We start from the raw sequence: 17,534 nt of genomic DNA on the forward strand, positions 1-17,534 counted from the left end.
GGTGTTATCTATTCCCGCATGGGATAGAATGTAGCACCTTCATGACACAAGGGGTCAAGGGTTGCTAAGGCTTCATAGGGTCTATTCCCTCCACCTTTCTTGATAACTATTCAATACGTGTTTGAACTTTGAGCGACAAATATACAGACGGAACAACCGAAATTCCTAATCTTTTTGGAAAAATTCACAGAAGACCCGTGATTTCCTCTACCTCAAAACTGAGAACTCAATATTGGAATCTGTAAATACGGTATGGGTCTGGGTTTTAAAATCCGATTCATCCGCCTTAAAGATATTTTCCACATAGGTTTGCGGGTTCAAATCAATCAAAGGGAACCAAGTACTCTGTACTTGAACTTGTAATTTATGCCCCTTTTTGAAGGTGTGAAAGACATCCTGCAATTTAATGTTCACATCGGTTTTTTGATTGGGCGTAAAAGGTTCTGGGTTGGAAAAACTATTCCTGAATCGACCACGCAATACTTCGCTTCGTACCATTAAGTGGTAATTGCTCATTCTAAGGTGGTCTTGCATTTCTTCGTTGGTCTCGGAATCGGCCGGGTGCACATCGATGACCTTCACAATCCAATCTGCGGCGGTACCCGTAGTAGCTACTTTTAATTTCGCCATGATATCGCCTGCTAGGGTCAAATCCTCATCCAATATATCCGTTTCAAAGACCAAAACATCGGAACGTCTGGCGGCAAAACGCTGGTCGTCCGTCATGTATTTTCTAGGTGTGAAAACGGTTTTCACATCTTCAGAATAGGGCACCGGTTTTTTAATATCACTGATGAACTGGATTCCATTGACTCCTTTTTGTTCTGAAGTCAGTTCTTGGTCTTCGGAAAGGTACATGGTCTGTTTCACCATATTTGCAGGTGGCCATGTATCATATTGCTTCCACTCTTTTTTACCGGTGTCAAATACATAAGCTTCGGGCAAACCGGAGTTCATATCTCCATCACCTTTTAAAAAATGATTGAAGAACTTTGTCTCAATGTTATCTTGGAAAAACTCGGAAATGGAATCTCCAAAGTAGTAGTTGCCCACCAAGCTTCGTCCCCCACGACTGGCCCATCGGCCATGATCCCAAGGACCAAAAACCATGGTATTGTAGTTTCCATCATTGTGCTTTTCAATATTCTTGTAGGTTTCCAAGGGTCCGTATAAATCCTCGGCATCAAACCATCCTCCCACAATCATGGTGGCCACACTGCTCTTTATATCTTTTAAATGCTGAATGAGTCCACGGCTTTGCCATAGTTCGTCATAATTGGGATGTTCTTTGAGCTCGTTCCAGAAAAAATCATCGGTAACTCCTTCAGGTCGCATAGTGGGGGTGTCCGCGGTTTCATATTCGTAGAAATAATCCAAATTTTGGAGTGGTCCTGCGTCCAAGAAAAACTGATACTGATCCTCCGTAGGCAACTCTGGAAGCACATACCATGCTGTATCAATGGGTTGATCCCCATTGGGCCTGGGTGTACCAAAAAGAGCAGTAGCTCTAAAATAGCTCAACAAATACGCTCCGTTATGGTGGAAATCATCAAAAAAGAAATCCCCAATACAAGCTTGGGGCGATGCCGCTTTCAGTGCTGGGTGTGCATCTACCGTGGCATAGGTGGCATAAAACCCCGGATACGAAATCCCCCAAACCCCTACTTTGCCATTGTTGTTCTCTACATTATTTACCAACCAGTCAATAGTGTCATAAGTGTCCGAGCTTTCATCCACTTGGTCATTGGAAGTCTTATTGGGAATATAGGCTCGCATATTCTCATAATGCCCCTCGCTCAACCATCGCCCCCGAACATCTTGGTAGACAATGATATTCCCTTCCTTCATCAAATTCACATTGGGGCCAATCTGGGTTCTAAAATTCCCCGGCCCGTAGGGTTGCGAACTGTATGGGGTTCGCTGCATCAGGATGGGGTACTCTTTTGAGGTATCTTTGGGAGAATATATGGTGGTATGCAATTTTATGCCATCCCGCATTTCTATATCCACTTCTTCTTTGGTATAATGGTCGGCTACATAAGTGTCAACTGCCGTTGACTCCGTTTTTGTTGTTTTTTTGCAGCTTATTACAACAAATGATAAACAAAGACCCAAGAATAGGATGCGGACTGAAGTTTTCATGCTTTTCGAATTTTGATGCTCTAAAACTACTAAAGTTCGAGGGAGTATGCCAACAAAAAAAGGAGCCCATAAAAAGCTCCCTTATTCTCTGTTTGTTTTGATAGGTATTTATAATCTGAAGGCTTCCTTCACTTTGTCTACCATATCCAATTTTTCCCAAGTGAATAATTCCACTTCTTTCTGGATTCTTCCATTATAGGGCGATTCAAAAACTTTTGTTACGGTTTGCGGTTCCTTTCCCAAATGCCCGTAAGCTGCCGTTTCCAAGTAGATAGGATTTCTCAACTTTAATCGGTCTTCAATGGCAAAAGGTCGCATATCAAAAAGTTCCGAAGCTTTTTTGGCGATTTCACCATCGGACATCCCCACGTTGGCCGAGCCGTAGGTCTCCACAAAAAGGGAAGTGGGCTCCACCACTCCGATGGCATAACTTACTTGCACCAATATTTCATCGGCCACCCCAGCAGCCACCAAATTTTTGGCGATATGGCGTGCAGCATAGGCGGCACTTCGGTCTACTTTACTGGGATCCTTTCCGCTGAAAGCGCCACCACCATGAGCACCTTTACCTCCGTAGGTGTCCACGATTATTTTTCGTCCGGTCAGTCCAGTATCTCCATGAGGACCACCAATCACAAATTTTCCAGTAGGATTGATATGGTATTTGATTTTATCGTTGAACAACAACTGAATGCTCTCAGGCAACAATTCTTTCACTTGGGGAATAAGAATATTTATAATATCCTTTTTAATCTGGGCCAACATTTCTTCATCTGCACCAAATTCATCATGCTGTGTTGAAATCACAATGGTATCGATACGCTGCGGCACATTATCATCCGAATACTCGATAGTTACCTGTGCCTTGGCATCGGGACGTAGATAGGTGATTTTGTCTCCCTCTCTCCGCAATTCAGCCAATACCTGAAGGATTTTGTGCGAAATATCCAGCGCCAAGGGCATATAATTGTCAGTTTCCTTGGTGGCGTATCCGAACATCATCCCTTGGTCACCAGCTCCCTGTTCTTCTTTATTGCCACGATCCACCCCTTGGTTAATGTCCTGTGATTGCTCGTGAATCAACGAAATCACCCCGCAAGAATCACCACTGAATTTGTATTCGCCCTTGGTATAGCCAATCTGGTTGATCACCTCCCGGGCAATACTCTGCAAATCCACATAGGTATGACTTTTCACCTCCCCTGCCAGCACCACTTGACCTGTGGTTACCAAGGTTTCACAAGCCACTTTGCTATCGGGGTCAAAGGCCAAGAAATTATCTAAAAGAGCATCACTAATTTGGTCCGCAATCTTATCTGGGTGTCCTTCACTAACGGACTCTGATGTAAACAAATATGCCATTATTCTTAATTATTGAGGTTGCTTTGACCAAAGCCCTGCAAAGAAGTTCCAGACCCTATAGAAGAGATGCCAAATTATGTTTGGCACGAACTGCTTTAGCATTTTTGGAGGTTGCAATCAGTCAAATCTGTCCTCATTTTGAAGGGCAAAAGTACATATTTGGAACATATTTTAAAACTTTGTTTTATACTTATCCCCATAGTCCCATTTCAAAGAGTTTTTTTTCTTTGACTGATTATACTTTGTATATTGCGGCTTGCGTTAGCCTAATCATTAAACACCAACCTTAAAACACTAACACCCTATGCATATTGCGGTAGCAGGAAACATTGGCGCCGGAAAGACCACCCTTACCAACTTATTGGCAAAGCATTATAAATGGGAAGCCCATTTTGAAGATGTGGTGGACAATCCGTATTTGGATGATTTCTACACGCAAATGGCACGTTGGAGTTTTAACCTGCAAATCTACTTTTTAAACAGCCGCTATCGCCAAATTCTAAAAATTAGGGAAACGGGAAAAAATGTAATCCAAGATCGGACCATTTATGAAGATGCCCACATTTTTGCCCCCAACCTGCATGCCATGGGGTTGATGACCAACCGCGATTACGAAAATTACAAAGGGCTGTTTGAGCTAATGGAAAGTTTGGTTCAACCACCCGATCTTTTAATCTATCTGCGTAGTTCCATTCCCAATTTGGTCAACCAAATCCATAAGCGCGGGCGGGATTATGAAAATTCCATTTCCATTGACTACCTCAGCCGCTTGAACGAACGCTACGAAGCTTGGGCCAACACCTACGAAAAGGGCAAGTTGCTCATCTTTGAAGTGGACAACCTTAATTTTGTGGATGAACCCGAAGATTTGGGCAAAGTAATCAATCGTATTGATGCTGAGATTCACGGGTTGTTTGAGTAAAATTCAAACCAAAACTTCCACCCTTCGCCCTTTTCCCATCATAATTCGGTGGATATCGGTATATTTAATTGCTGTATGAAATTCCCAGTAGTCAAAAATTCATGAAAGCTTTAGTGTACGAAAACTTTGAAGGTGTATTGAGTATTCAATCTGTGCCAGACCCTACGCCCAGCGATTATGGCGTGGTGGTAAAAGTGGAAGCTACCGGACTTTGCCTGAGCGATTGGCATGGGTGGATGGGGCATGACCCCGACATTAAACTACCTCATGTCCCCGGTCATGAATTGGCGGGCACTGTAGCAGCCATCGGAAAAAATGTTGCAAACTTTAACATTGGTGACCGCGTTACTGTACCCTTTGTCTGCGGATGTGGCACTTGTGGCGAATGCAAATCGGGCAACCACCAAGTGTGTGACCATCAATCGCAACCCGGTTTTACGCACTGGGGTTCCTTTGCAGAATATGTGGCTCTAGATTATGCAGACACCAATTTGGTCAAAATTCCTAACGAAATCACCTATGAAACCGCGGCTATTTTAGGTTGCCGATTTATCACTGCATTTAGGGCTGTTGTGGAACAAGGAAAAGTAACCGGTGGGCAATATGTGGCCGTGCATGGCTGCGGAGGGGTTGGGCTTTCGGCCATTATGATTGCAAATGCATTGGGAGCACATGTTATTGCCGTTGACATCAATGATGATACCTTATCCCTCGCGAAAGAACTGGGAGCTGTGGACACCGTTAATGCCCAAAAAAGTGCGGATGTTGTGGCCGAGGTCAAAGCATTGACCCATGGTGGCGCACATGTATCGCTTGATGCGTTAGGAAATCCAACCACCTGTTTCAACTCCATTGCCAATCTTAAAAAACGGGGCAAGCATATTCAAGTGGGATTAATGACCGGAGACCACAAACATCCTAAAGTTCCTATGGATATGGTGATTTCCAATGAACTGGAAGTCCTCGGAAGCCACGGTATGCAAGCCTTTAAATATCCAGAAATGCTGGAAATGATTCGAACAGGGAAACTCAACCCTCACAAACTCATAGAACGTACCATCACTTTGGAAGATGCCATCACTGCGCTTCCAAATATGCATAACTTTGAAAATAAAGGTGTACTGGTCATCAACTCATTTTAAATCAACAAAACCAACCACATGAAAACAAAACATTTCAACAAACTACCATTACTTGCAATTGTATTTTTTGTTCACATCAACCTTTCTGCGCAGCAATTGACCCAAGTTCCCTCGGAAGAAGTGGGCCTATCTTCGGAACGACTTAATGTGCTTACCGAAACCTTTCAAGATTATGTGGATGATGGAAAACTATCAGGAGCTGTTGCTCTTGTTGCCCGAAAAGGTAAAGTGGCCTATTTTGAATCCTTTGGAAAGAGCGACATGGAAAGTAACACACCCATGGCGAAAAATTCCATTTTCCGGATTGCCTCACAGACCAAGGCCATTGTGAGTGTTGGCGTGATGATTCTTCAAGAAAGGGGCAAATTGCTGATTACCGACCCCGTAGGGAAATATATACCGGCCTTTATGAAAACCAAAGTGGCGGTTGCAAAAGATGATGGTTCCTATGACATTGTTGATGCCGACAGACCCATTACCATTCGTGATTTGCTTACCCATACCTCTGGGGTTGCCTATGGCGGTGGAATTGCCAAAGATTTATGGGAAGAAGCCAAAATCCAAGGTTGGTATTTTGCGGATCGGGACGAACCTATTCAGGCTACGGTAAACCGAATGGCAGCACTTCCATTTGAATCGCAGCCCAGAGAAAAATTTGTGTATGGCTACAACACCGATATTTTGGGAGCCTTAATTGAAGTGGCTTCAGGAGAACCCTTGGATGTTTTCTTGAAAAAGAACATCCTTGACCCTATTGGCATGACCGATACCCATTTTTATCTTCCCCAAGACAAAAGAGAACGTTTGGCTACGGTATACTCTACCACGGAAAACGGGTTGGAGCGTGCTCCAAATCCCGGTGGTATGGTGGGCCAAGGCGCTTATGTGGACGGACCAAGAAAAAGCTTCTCCGGAGGTGCAGGTTTTTTGAGTACGGCCATGGACTATGCCAAATTTTTACAAATGATGCTCAACAAAGGTGAGTTCAATGGGAATCGTATTATTTCTCGCAAAACCGTAGAATTGATGACTACCAATCATCTCCCTTTTCCGCTTAATGAAGGGCAAGGTTTTGGATTAGGCTTTTCTACCGTAGAAGACTTGGGACTTCGTGGCACCTTGGGTTCTGAAGGTGAATTTGCTTGGGGTGGTGCCTACCATTCCACTTATTGGGCCGACCCCAAAGAGGAAATGCTAGTGGTATATTTCACCCAATTGATTCCGGCCAGAAATATTGATGATCATGGAAAACTAAGAGCTCTAGTTTATCAGGCATTGACCGATTAAGGCATTATGATCAGAAAAGTATTTAAAAAAATCAGCTGGAAATATGCACTTGGAGAGATTCTACTGATTTTCATTGGTATCACCGCGGCAATTTGGTTCAATAACTGGAACGAATCCCAGAAATCCCAAAAAATTGAAATCCGCTCGCTGCAGGAAGTCGCCAACGCTGTTAACCAAGATTTGGAAGATATCGAGGAAAATATATTCGGGTTCACCCAAAGGGTGAAATTATATAGCCTTCTTATGGAACATATGGAGAAGGACATTCCCCTTACCGAAGAGCTTGAGAAAAGATTACCATTCTTTATGGGAACCAGTATTTTTTTCTCCAATTCAGGCCCTTATGAAACCTTAAAATCCAGAGGTATGGAAATTATTGCCAACGATAGCATCCGACTAGAGATTTCGTTGTATTATGATTTTGAATATGAGAAAATCCAATCTTCCGAAAAAGAACATTACCAGCATTTTCAAGATTATATAAAACCTACGTTGATGCTTAATTTTGAGTTTATCAACCACAAACCTGTTCCCTTGGATTATGAAAAATTGATGAACGATTTCGAGTTTAAACAAACGATTTATTGGGCGCTTGTAACGGACAGTTATATGTTGAGCCTTTATGAAAACTTAAAACAAAAAGGGATTTCCCTACGGGAAAACCTCAATGCTGAAATTACTCGATTGAAGAGTTAGCTACACTTTCATGTGTAAGTATCAGATATTTTCTTCCATTCCCTCACCCAAACCACCCGTTCCCTAATTATGGGTTTCATTCGGTTGATTTTCAACGTAGTTTTCAAATAATAACTCCGCCCATTGCGGCCAAAAATTTGAAAATTATGGAACTCAAGAAAAATCCAAATCTGGAATTGAAACGAAACAACACCCTTTATTTTTTTATTGGGATGGCTGTGATATTGCTCCTAGCCTACTTAGCCTTGGAATGGAAAACGTATTATTCAACAGATGCATGGGACAATGCAGGCCTAAAAATTCAGGATGAACTTATCGAGGAAGTACCCCTGACTTTTCAGAAACTACCAACCCCACCACCAAAAATTCAAGCACCACCAGCAATTGAAATTGCCAAAGATGATGAAGAAGTGGTTGAAACAGTCATTGAATCTACCGAAAGCAATGAGGATACCGAAATTACACCCCTTGAAAGTATCGAAGTCGCCGAGACGGATGAGCCTGAAATAGTGCCATGGATAAGCATTGAAAATGCTCCTGTTTTTCCAGGATGTGAGGTCATCTCCAATGAAGATGAGAAGAAAGCCTGTTTTCAGCAGATGATGCAAAAACACATTCAAAAACACTTCCGATACCCTGAACCTGCCCAAGAAATGGGGTTGCAGGGTCGGGTCAACATCATTTTCACCATTCAAAAGGACGGTAGCATCGGTGATGTACAAATGCGAGGACCCCATGAAATTTTGGAAAAAGAAGCGGCCAGAATTATATCCAAACTCCCAAAAATGACCCCAGGAAAGCAACGTGGCAATCCAGTAAAAGTGCCTTTTTCCATTCCTATAACATTTAAATTGCATTAAAGTCACATCGAGCGCAGTCGAGATGCATGGAAACGCATACTACTTAATAGGTTCTCGACTGCGCTCGAACTGACCATGAACTCTCCAAAACAAGAAGACTTTTCCATCGTTTGGCTATTTTTAGTAGTTTAGAGGGCACTACATTTTAAACCAAACTAACTTGAAAACACTCCGATTTATCCTTTTTATGCTGCCCCTAGGCCTATTTTTTTTAGCTTGTCAGCCCTCAAAAGAACAAGTAAAAAAAGACTATACCACTTGGTCATCCTATCTGGGTGGCCCGGACCGAAACCATTACTCCACCTTATCACAAATCAATAAGGAGAATGTAAAGAACCTGAAAATGGCATGGTCCTATTCGGCCAAGGACAGTGGTCAAATGCAAATGAACCCTATTGTGATCGATACCATGATGTATGGGGTAACGGCTGCCCTTCGAGCTGTGGCCATTCATGCAGGAACTGGAAAAGAGTTATGGCGTTTTGGAGATTCCCTTCGCCTAAATTTATCTACTAGCAGGGGTGTTTCGTACTGGTCCAAAGGAGAGGACAAACGAATTTTATACACAGCAGGGCCCAATTTGTATGCCATAAATGCTTTGACGGGCAAACCCATTTCGTCTTTCGGCGAAAATGGAAAAATAGACCTTCATTCAGGGATGCCCGATTCTGCAAAAAACAAGTTTTTGATTTCCAATACGCCTGGAACCGTGTATAAGGATTTAATCATTATGCCGGTTCGCGTTGGGGAAGATGTGGGTTCTGCTCCGGGCAATATCATGGCCTTTAATATTATCACTGGAACAGTTGAATGGGTTTTTCACACCATTCCGCATCCCGATGAAGAAGGATACGATACTTGGGAAAATAAAGACGCCTACCAAAGAGATATCGTTGGGGCGGCCAACAACTGGTCCGGAATGTCGCTCGATGAAGAAACTGGGATTGTTTACATCCCCACAGGTTCCGCATCACCGGATTTTTACGGTGGATTACGGAATGGCTCCAACCTGTTTGCCAATACGTTGTTGGCCTTAAATGCCGAAACCGGGGAACGCATTTGGCATTTTCAGTTGATTCACCATGATGTTTGGGACCGAGACCTTCCTGCCCCACCCAACCTCATCACGGTAGAACGAGACGGAAAGAAAATTAAAGCAGTCGCCCAAGTCACCAAACAAGGTTACGTCTATGTTTTTAATCGTGCTACCGGAGAACCGCTGTTTGATATTGAAGAAGTTCCCGTTCCAGCTTCCACTTTGGATGGCGAAGAAGCATGGCCTACCCAACCTATTCCCGTAAAACCAAAGCCCTTTGCCAGATTGGCCAAGGATTTAACAGAAGCTGATGTAAGTCCGTATGCGGAAAATAAAGAGGAGCTTCAAGAAATTATCCGCAATATGGATAGACGGGAATTTGCACCTCCCAGCCTTGCAACCAATGTGCTTTTTCCGGGGCTTGATGGTGCCGCTGAATGGGGAGGTGCTGGTGCCGACCCAGAGGATGGCATCATTTATGTCAATTCCAATGAAATTCCCTGGTACTTGCAGATGGTGGAAAACGAAATGGTTACCGAAGAAGCCCCTTTGGGAGAACTGGTGTATAATCGTTACTGTGTGATTTGCCACCAGAAAGACCGAAAAGGAATGGCGGCTAGTGGGTATCCTTCTCTCATCAACATCAAAGATTCTAAGACCAAAACGGAAGTTTCTGAGTTGATTGCCAACGGAAAAGGCATGATGACCGGATTTCCACAAATTCCCGAAGATGAAAAAGAGGCGTTGCTCCAATTTCTTTTTGATGAAAAAAGCGAGATGGTCACCCAAGATGCTTCTGAAGCCTACCCACTTCCCTATAAGTTCAAGGGCTACACGCGATTTCAGGATAGCAAAGGCTATCCCGCGATAAGTCCACCATGGGGTACCCTACATGCCATAGACTTAAATACTGGCGACTTTTTATGGTCCATTACTTTGGGTGATATACCCGAAGCCCGAGCAGAGGGTGACCCCATAACAGGAACACAGAACTATGGAGGTCCCGTGATCACCGAAAATGGATTATTGTTCATTGCTGCTACCATAGACGGGCATTTAAGGGCTTTTGACAAGCAAACCGGAGAACTGCTTTGGCAATACAAATTGCCCGCTCCCGCCTTTGCTACACCTACCATGTATGAGGTCAATGGAAAACAGTATATCGCTGTGGCCTGCGGTGGTGAAAAACTGGGCACAAAACCGGGAGATCAAATTGTTGCCTTCGCACTGGAAGATTAACCGCATAAAAAAACCACGCCAAGGCGTGGTTTTTTCAGCTTTTGATTTTTAAAAGCGAGCGCTAATTCTTTGCCTTAGCACTTTTATATTGTTGGATCATTTGCTCCAATTCTTCTTTGGAACCGGCTTCAAACTCTTTTACTTCATCCATAACCTCTCCACCATCCTCATAGCTTGAAGTTACGATTGCTTTGTAAGCTCCCTCAGCCGTGTTACTGATTTCCACCGTAAACTTTTTCTCGATGGTCTTGGTTTCCTTCATGCCCTCCTCAGAAATGGTGATGACGTTTCCATTTTCCTTAACCATGCTCAATTCATCTCCTGATGACATGCTCACCAAACTTGGCGCGATGACCAAGGCCACAACGGACATCAACTTCAACAAAATATTTAGGGAAGGACCAGAAGTGTCCTTAAAAGGATCACCAACCGTATCACCTACTACAGCAGCTTTGTGGGCATCGGAACCTTTACGACCTTCACTCTCGATAGTCTTTTTCGCGTTATCCCATGCACCACCGGCATTGGATTGGAAAATGGCCATCAACACACCAGCCGTGGTGACACCAGCCAATAAACCACCCAACATTTCAGCACCACCGATAAAACCAATGGCAACAGGAACAGCAATCGCCAATAAACCTGGCAATACCATTTCCTTGATGGATGCTTGTGTGGATATGGCTACACATTTTTCGTACTCAGCAACACCATCGGCAGCATCAAATATTTTTCTATCCGCTTCGGAAGCCTTGGAAATATCGGAATCGTATTTACGCATCACTTCCAAAGCTGCTTTGAGTTGAGGAATATCCCGAAACTGTCGACGAACTTCTTCAATCATGGCCATAGCCGCTCTTCCTACAGCATTCATTGAAAGTGCAGAGAATACGAAAGGAAGCATACCTCCAATCAAAAGTCCGGCCATAATATCGGGTTGTGACACATCGATGGATTGAACACCAGCAGTCTTCATAAAAGCAGCAAATAACGCTAAGGCCGTTAACGCGGCAGAAGCAATCGCAAATCCTTTACCAATGGCGGCAGTGGTGTTTCCTACAGCATCCAATTTATCGGTACGCTCACGAACTTCACTGGGCAGTTCAGCCATCTCGGCGATTCCACCAGCATTATCGGAAATAGGTCCATAGGCATCAACGGCCAACTGGATTCCTGTATTGGCCAACATACCCACGGCTGCAATGGCGATTCCATATAGACCTGCAAAATGATGTGATACCAAAATCGCGGCAGCAATCAATATAATAGGAATAGCAGTAGACATCATACCCACACCCAAACCAGCAATGATATTTGTAGCAGAACCCGTTTCTGACTGACGCACAATTGAGTTAACCGGTTTTTTTCCTGTTCCTGTATAATATTCAGTGACCTTACCTACCAACAATCCGGCTACTAGTCCGGCAATGGTAGCCCAGAAAACACCCATGGCAGAATATTCCTTTCCAGCCTCCACCCAAGATTCGGGCAACATGGCATTTATAATAAAATAAGAAGCAACCAACATGAGTCCAGCTGAACCAAACTCACCAATGTTCAAAGCGGTCTGTGGATTTCCTCCATCTTTCACTTTCACAAAGAATGTTCCAATAATCGACATTACAATTCCAATGGCAGCCAATGCCAAAGGCAAGTATACGGCACCTAAACCATCAAAGGCAGCTTGAAACTCTGGCAACCCAGCAAAAACAGCACCCAATACCATGGTACCAATAATGGATCCCACATAGGATTCAAAAAGGTCAGCACCCATACCGGCAACATCCCCAACGTTATCCCCAACGTTATCTGCAATGGTAGCAGGATTCAACGGGTGATCTTCAGGAATACCAGCTTCCACCTTACCTACAAGGTCTGCGCCAACATCTGCAGCTTTGGTATAGATACCCCCACCCACACGGGCAAAAAGGGCTATGGATGATGCACCCAAGGAAAAACCGGAAAGTACATTCAATACTTCACCAAGTTCCCAGCCTTGTCCGCTGTATATCATAAAAAGTCCACTTAAACCAAGAACTCCAAGACCTACAACACCAAGACCCATTACAGCACCGCCGGCAAAAGCCACTTCCAAGGCCTTACCTAGAGAAGTACGGGCAGCATTTGTGGTTCGAACATTAGCTTTTGTAGCTACTTTCATTCCGATGAAACCTGCCAAAGCTGAACAAATGGCCCCAACAATAAAGGAGACGGCCACCATACCGTTCGAACCTGCTTCGTTACTCCCTTTGAAGAACAACAAAACGGCTACGGCGATGACGAATATGCTCAATATTTTATATTCCGCTTTTAGAAATGACATTGCCCCATCTGCAATGTTCTTGGCGATTCTTGCCATTTTATCGTCCCCAACTTCCTGTTTTGAGACCCATACGTTCTTCACAAACACGTACAGTAAGCCCAGGATACCAAATGCGGGCAAAAATTTCACAATTAAATCCATAGTTTGTAGTTATTTAAGATTTTTTTTAATGGCAGCTAATGTAGTAAAATACGAAGTAATAAAAAAAATGCGCTTTTGATTATTAAAAGCGCATAAATTCCACGTCTGTGTTATCTATATAGTATAGGTTCGTTTCTTTTTGTGCTCACTTTCCTCATAGCGTTTTACACATTCATGATAAATGGCTATGGCCTCATTGACATCGCCCCAACCTCCGGTATCAACCTTCTTCTTTTCCAGGTCTTTGTACACTTGAAAAAAGTGCTCTATTTCTTTTAATCTATGCGGGTTTAATTCGCTGATATCATCTCTTTTGCTCCAAATAGGATCCGATACGGGCACACAAATCAATTTTTCATCTGGCCCTTTCTCATCTGTCATGTGGAAAACCCCCACGGGTTTCACCTCCATCACCACCATAGGGTATGTGGGTTCAGTTCCTAATACCAAAACATCCAATGGGTCATGATCCAAAGCTAAAGTCTCTGGCACAAAGCCATAATCACCGGGATACATCATGGAAGAAAAGAGGGTTCGATCAAACCTGATCTTATGTAGGGTAAAATCGTATTCGTACTTGTTTCGGCTACCTTTTGGAATTTCAATCAATACATCGAAAGTAACGGGTTCTTTTTTGGACATTTTTGAAGTTTTGTTTTTGCAAAAATAGCCCGTATTACTGGAAAAGGGTAAGGAAATTGGTGTTTTTCCTTTAATTAAAAATTAAATCCGAAGCTTCCTGTGATTCCGAATGGTCGGGCATCGGGATTATCCAAGTAGTTACCCCTAAAGTTGAAATCTATCCGGAAAATCTTAAAGATATTCCCCACTCCAAAGGAATACTCCCAATATACTTGGTCTTCGGGAGCCCTTAAAGGGATATTGGTAGGAGAACTGAGTGCAATATTTTCATCGGAAAGTTGCCCCCAAGCCCCACGTAGCCCAACTATTTCCCTGAGATTAAGTTTACGTAGCAGTGGAATTCTCGAAAACAGCCTTCCATTAAAGTTATGTTCCAAGTGCACCGTGGCGTAAGTATCGGTGACAAATTCATAGAAATCCAGATTTGGGAAAGTATTGTAAAGGGAAAACAGCGTCTGGTTCCCCGGAATAACGCTTAAAAGGCCTAAAGGCACCTCACCAAAGGTCTTTCCCAGTTCCACGCTACTGGTCAATCTTCCAAATCCACCTATTTCCCAGGGTTGGCGATAGGAAAACTGAATGCGCTCATAGTCAAAATCACTTTCCAAAAAACCACGTATACCTTTGGTGTAGTTTAACACAAGAGTGCTGTGATCATCATTGATGTTTACACGTTCCACACCGTATCCTATTGTCCTCTTTCCAGGCGTGTAGATCAAAGCTGTACTGAGGTCAAATTGTTTTACTTCCGATGCTATCCCGGTCGGGGACTCCAAATCCACATAATCCAGGCTGAAAGCTTCTGGAAGGGCCGAGCTCAATGTTCTAAAAGACCCCCCAAAAATGACTCTAAAATTCTTGACCGGTTCCATTTCAACACCAAAAGTGGATAGGTTGATGTTGGTCAATCGATCATTGGAACCCACAGTCACCAGAGAAGAGGAGGCAATACTTCTACCCAGAACATCATACGTACTGGTCAGACTCAGCCCCAATTGTTCAATATCCCTTCTATTTCCTCCCTGGATAATGAGCCTCGTCTTTCTATCCAGCAAAAACTTGCCTGAAAATCCGTGTTTGAACTTTCGATCATCAAAACCGTAAGCCATATAACCTTCCAAACGCCAAGGGTCGTTCTGGCCAAAATAGGTCCTTGCGCCGCCTCGCAAGCGAATGCCTTCGGCATCATTGAATCCAAAGGAGCTGTAGATGTCACCAAGATCAATATTCCACTTGTCAATCTCAATATAGCCTGAACCCAAAATACTGACAATGTCATAGTAGGTACGGAACTTGGGAACCGTTTTTAGGGTATCGAGCAATTTAAAAATCCCGGATTCATCATCATTAAGGGTTTCCAGGCGGGCATTTTTCCAAAACGTACTGTCCCGAGCAAACACTCTTGGGTCATACGGGTCGGATTCCGACTTGTAAAATGTTTCGGGATGGTTGGTGTTGAACTTGTAATTATCGAAAACCGTGGTACGTTTTCCATACACTCCACGCGATTTTTCCTTTTTGGAAAAAGCAAAATCGCTTAACATATAGTCCCGCTTCAACAAAAAGACCGAATCATTGACCACCTCAAAATCCTGCTCAATATAGATTTCCTTTACCCAGTTGATATTGGCACTTTTGGTGACCTGCATGTTAATTTTCTTGATGGCAAAGGTGGTATCGTTCACCCAAAAATCTCCTTTAAAGGTGAGTTCGTTCTTCCGTCTAGGATAATAGATGATGTTGTAGCACCATTTGTTGTCAATAAAAGTACTGTCCGAAAGGACATAGTTATAAGTATCAATCCCGGTTTTGGAAAGTGGACTGGTAAAACTTTTGTCAAAAAAGCGAAGGTAATTATCGTAGATGTTGTAGTCGGAATAAAGGTCTTCCACAAAAGCGGTTATGGCCTGATTGCCTTCAAAACCTGAGCTTTTGTTTCCCAGTATATCCTCTTTTTCCTTTTCTATGGTGTTATCTCCATAAACTTTGGAAAAATTTTCATTTAAGAAAAAGGGAAGGTAGGTTTTCCCGGTAATGCGTGAAGTATCCAAATCATCAAACATAAATTCAAGGCCTTTGAACAATTTACTTTGGATCAAAGCACTATCGATGGTATTGAGGTCAAACTCTATTTTTTCGTATTTATCGTACTCATATTGCCTGAACATGCGCACTCCGTTCTCCCGTTTCTTTGCCCAAATTTTCCGGAGTATGTCTATGGCAGGATTGTCCTTTTTGGATTGTTTCCCCGTGTATACCACTACTTCCTTTAATTGCTCAGTAGACTCGACCAATACGATTTCCATACCATAATTCACCTTCTCTGCTAAGGTCAATTCCTTGGTTTCATAACCAATAAAGGAAACCGTTACGGTATCGTAAGTTTCATCAGATTCTAGGTAAAAGCGACCATTATCGTTGGTGATGGTACCTTCGGATGAGTTTTTAAAAATGATATTGGCAAAGGCAATGGGATCTCCTGATTCATCCAAAACAATGCCCCCAACCTTGGTTTGGGCAGAAACAGCCAAAAAAGACAGGAAAAAGAATACGGTAAGGAATCTTTTCATGTTTTGATATATGGGACATGTGAAAAACCATAAGGCCTTTCAGTTTTACTTCGATTAATTTGACTAAAAGTAATTTTTTATCAAAAGCTGTTTCCTTAAAAAAGCCCCATCAACGAAAGTCGATGAGGCCCAAATACCTTACAAATATAACCAAGTTTATTTATATAAAACCTTTTTAACAGCTTTGATTACATCTTCGTGATTGGGCAACCACTCGGCCAAAAGAACCGGAGAATAGGGCGCGGGAGTATCTGCTGTGTTGAGTTTTACGATGGGCGCGTCCAAATAATCGAATGCTTTGTCTTGAACATGGTAGATAATTTCAGTGGCCACGTTGCCAAAAGGCCAAGCCTCTTCCAAAATCACCATTCTATTGGTTTTCTTTACTGAGTTAAGGATGGCATCATGATCCATAGGACGCACGGTTCGCAAATCGATGATTTCACAACTGATTCCTTCCTTCGCCAATTCGTCAGCAGCAGTGTAGGCTTCTTTAATGATTTTTCCGAAGGAAACAATAGTCACATCAGTACCTTCTCTTTTAATATCGGCCACACCCAATGGAATGGTATACTCTCCCTCGGGCACTTCACCTTTATCACCGTACATCTGCTCAGATTCCATGAAAATAACGGGGTCGTCATCACGAATGGCTGATTTCAACAACCCTTTCGCATCAGCAGGATTGGAAGGCACCACCACCTTTAATCCAGGACAGTTGGCGTACCAACTTTCAAAAGCCTGGGAGTGTGTCGCTGCCAATTGTCCCGCAGAAGCCGTTGGCCCCCTAAAGACAATGGGACATGGAAACTGACCAGCGGACATCTGCCTAATTTTTGCCGCATTGTTGATAATCTGGTCTATGCCCACCAAGGAGAAGTTAAAGGTCATAAATTCTATGATGGGTCGGTTACCGTTCATGGCAGAACCTACACCAATTCCGGCAAAACCCAATTCAGAAATAGGCGTATCCAAAACGCGTTCGGGTCCAAATTCATCCAACATTCCTTTTGAAGCTTTGTAGGCGCCGTTGTATTCGGCCACTTCCTCTCCCATCAAATAAATGGTATCGTCCCTTCGCATTTCTTCAGACATTGCCTCTGCAATGGCTTCCCTAAACTGTAGTGTTTTCATTTTTTTAAATTATGGGAGTCAAAAATAGGTAATAAAAA

At 43.1% G+C, this 17,534-nt stretch carries 12 protein-coding genes and 1 riboswitch; of the genes, 6 read left to right on the forward strand and 6 right to left on the reverse strand.

The features are described from left to right. Position 1 precedes the first annotated feature (1 nt). A riboswitch (SAM riboswitch) is annotated at positions 2 to 109 on the reverse strand. Between the two features lie 98 nt (positions 110 to 207). Beyond that, positions 208 to 2,142: a CocE/NonD family hydrolase gene (locus J0X14_RS10600; RefSeq protein ID WP_207097753.1), complete on the reverse strand. Its 1,935-nt coding sequence runs from the start codon at positions 2,140 to 2,142 to the stop codon at positions 208 to 210. A gap of 108 nt (positions 2,143 to 2,250) precedes the next feature. Beyond that, positions 2,251 to 3,504 (reverse strand): methionine adenosyltransferase, encoded by a 1,254-nt coding sequence (metK, locus tag J0X14_RS10605; RefSeq protein WP_207097754.1) that lies wholly within the window; start codon positions 3,502 to 3,504, stop codon positions 2,251 to 2,253. 304 nt (positions 3,505 to 3,808) lie between these two features. On the opposite strand from metK, the gene J0X14_RS10610 reads away from it, so the two are divergent. The 6 genes from J0X14_RS10610 (at position 3,809) to J0X14_RS10635 (ending at position 10,686) form a co-directional block, all read left to right on the forward strand. Beyond that, entirely contained in the window at positions 3,809 to 4,426 is a 618-nt protein-coding gene (locus J0X14_RS10610) for a deoxynucleoside kinase (protein WP_207097755.1), read from the forward strand. A 101-nt stretch (positions 4,427 to 4,527) separates the two neighbouring features. Further along, a complete protein-coding gene (locus J0X14_RS10615; protein WP_207097756.1) occupies positions 4,528 to 5,568 on the forward strand; it encodes a zinc-dependent alcohol dehydrogenase family protein in 1,041 nt (346 codons plus the stop codon). Positions 5,569 to 5,586: 18 nt separating this feature from the next. Beyond that, positions 5,587 to 6,855, forward strand: coding sequence for a serine hydrolase domain-containing protein (locus tag J0X14_RS10620; protein WP_207097757.1), 1,269 nt, complete (start codon positions 5,587 to 5,589; stop codon positions 6,853 to 6,855). Positions 6,856 to 6,861: 6 nt separating this feature from the next. After that, entirely contained in the window at positions 6,862 to 7,551 is a 690-nt protein-coding gene (locus J0X14_RS10625; protein WP_207097758.1) for a DUF6090 family protein, read from the forward strand. A gap of 146 nt (positions 7,552 to 7,697) precedes the next feature. Next, complete coding sequence (locus J0X14_RS10630; protein ID WP_207097759.1) at positions 7,698 to 8,411, forward strand: energy transducer TonB; 714 nt, start codon at positions 7,698 to 7,700, stop codon at positions 8,409 to 8,411. A 160-nt stretch (positions 8,412 to 8,571) separates the two neighbouring features. Beyond that, positions 8,572 to 10,686 (forward strand): pyrroloquinoline quinone-dependent dehydrogenase, encoded by a 2,115-nt coding sequence (locus tag J0X14_RS10635; protein ID WP_242527997.1) that lies wholly within the window; start codon positions 8,572 to 8,574, stop codon positions 10,684 to 10,686. A gap of 61 nt (positions 10,687 to 10,747) precedes the next feature. On the opposite strand, the gene J0X14_RS10640 is transcribed toward J0X14_RS10635, so the two are convergent. From J0X14_RS10640 to J0X14_RS10655, 4 genes are all read right to left on the reverse strand, one after another. Next, positions 10,748 to 13,150, reverse strand: coding sequence for a sodium-translocating pyrophosphatase (locus J0X14_RS10640; protein WP_207097760.1), 2,403 nt, complete (start codon positions 13,148 to 13,150; stop codon positions 10,748 to 10,750). A 114-nt stretch (positions 13,151 to 13,264) separates the two neighbouring features. Further along, positions 13,265 to 13,792: an inorganic diphosphatase gene (locus tag J0X14_RS10645; protein WP_207097761.1), complete on the reverse strand. Its 528-nt coding sequence runs from the start codon at positions 13,790 to 13,792 to the stop codon at positions 13,265 to 13,267. 74 nt (positions 13,793 to 13,866) lie between these two features. Then, the gene (locus tag J0X14_RS10650; protein ID WP_207097762.1) at positions 13,867 to 16,362 is read right to left on the reverse strand and encodes a DUF5686 and carboxypeptidase-like regulatory domain-containing protein; all 2,496 of its coding nucleotides are present in this window, start codon (positions 16,360 to 16,362) and stop codon (positions 13,867 to 13,869) included. A 156-nt stretch (positions 16,363 to 16,518) separates the two neighbouring features. Next, the gene (locus J0X14_RS10655; protein ID WP_207097763.1) at positions 16,519 to 17,496 is read right to left on the reverse strand and encodes a pyruvate dehydrogenase complex E1 component subunit beta; all 978 of its coding nucleotides are present in this window, start codon (positions 17,494 to 17,496) and stop codon (positions 16,519 to 16,521) included. Positions 17,497 to 17,534: the final 38 nt, after the last annotated feature.

The organism is Allomuricauda sp. CAU 1633, assembly GCF_017313225.1.
Lineage (GTDB): Bacteria > Bacteroidota > Bacteroidia > Flavobacteriales > Flavobacteriaceae > Flagellimonas.

Bases quoted from the DNA above. Each gene is read 5' to 3' on its own strand.
- J0X14_RS10655 (WP_207097763.1), bottom strand. From the start codon at position 17,496: ATGAAAACACTACAGTTTAGGGAAGCCATTGCAGAGGCAATGTCTGAA.
- J0X14_RS10645 (WP_207097761.1), bottom strand. From the start codon at position 13,792: ATGTCCAAAAAAGAACCCGTTACTTTCGATGTATTGATTGAAATTCCA.
- J0X14_RS10615 (WP_207097756.1), top strand. From the start codon at position 4,528: ATGAAAGCTTTAGTGTACGAAAACTTTGAAGGTGTATTGAGTATTCAA.
- J0X14_RS10600 (WP_207097753.1), bottom strand. From the start codon at position 2,142: ATGAAAACTTCAGTCCGCATCCTATTCTTGGGTCTTTGTTTATCATTT.
- J0X14_RS10640 (WP_207097760.1), bottom strand. From the start codon at position 13,150: ATGGATTTAATTGTGAAATTTTTGCCCGCATTTGGTATCCTGGGCTTA.
- J0X14_RS10625 (WP_207097758.1), top strand. From the start codon at position 6,862: ATGATCAGAAAAGTATTTAAAAAAATCAGCTGGAAATATGCACTTGGA.
- J0X14_RS10630 (WP_207097759.1), top strand. From the start codon at position 7,698: ATGGAACTCAAGAAAAATCCAAATCTGGAATTGAAACGAAACAACACC.
- J0X14_RS10620 (WP_207097757.1), top strand. From the start codon at position 5,587: ATGAAAACAAAACATTTCAACAAACTACCATTACTTGCAATTGTATTT.
- J0X14_RS10650 (WP_207097762.1), bottom strand. From the start codon at position 16,362: ATGAAAAGATTCCTTACCGTATTCTTTTTCCTGTCTTTTTTGGCTGTT.
- metK (WP_207097754.1), bottom strand. From the start codon at position 3,504: ATGGCATATTTGTTTACATCAGAGTCCGTTAGTGAAGGACACCCAGAT.
- J0X14_RS10610 (WP_207097755.1), top strand. From the start codon at position 3,809: ATGCATATTGCGGTAGCAGGAAACATTGGCGCCGGAAAGACCACCCTT.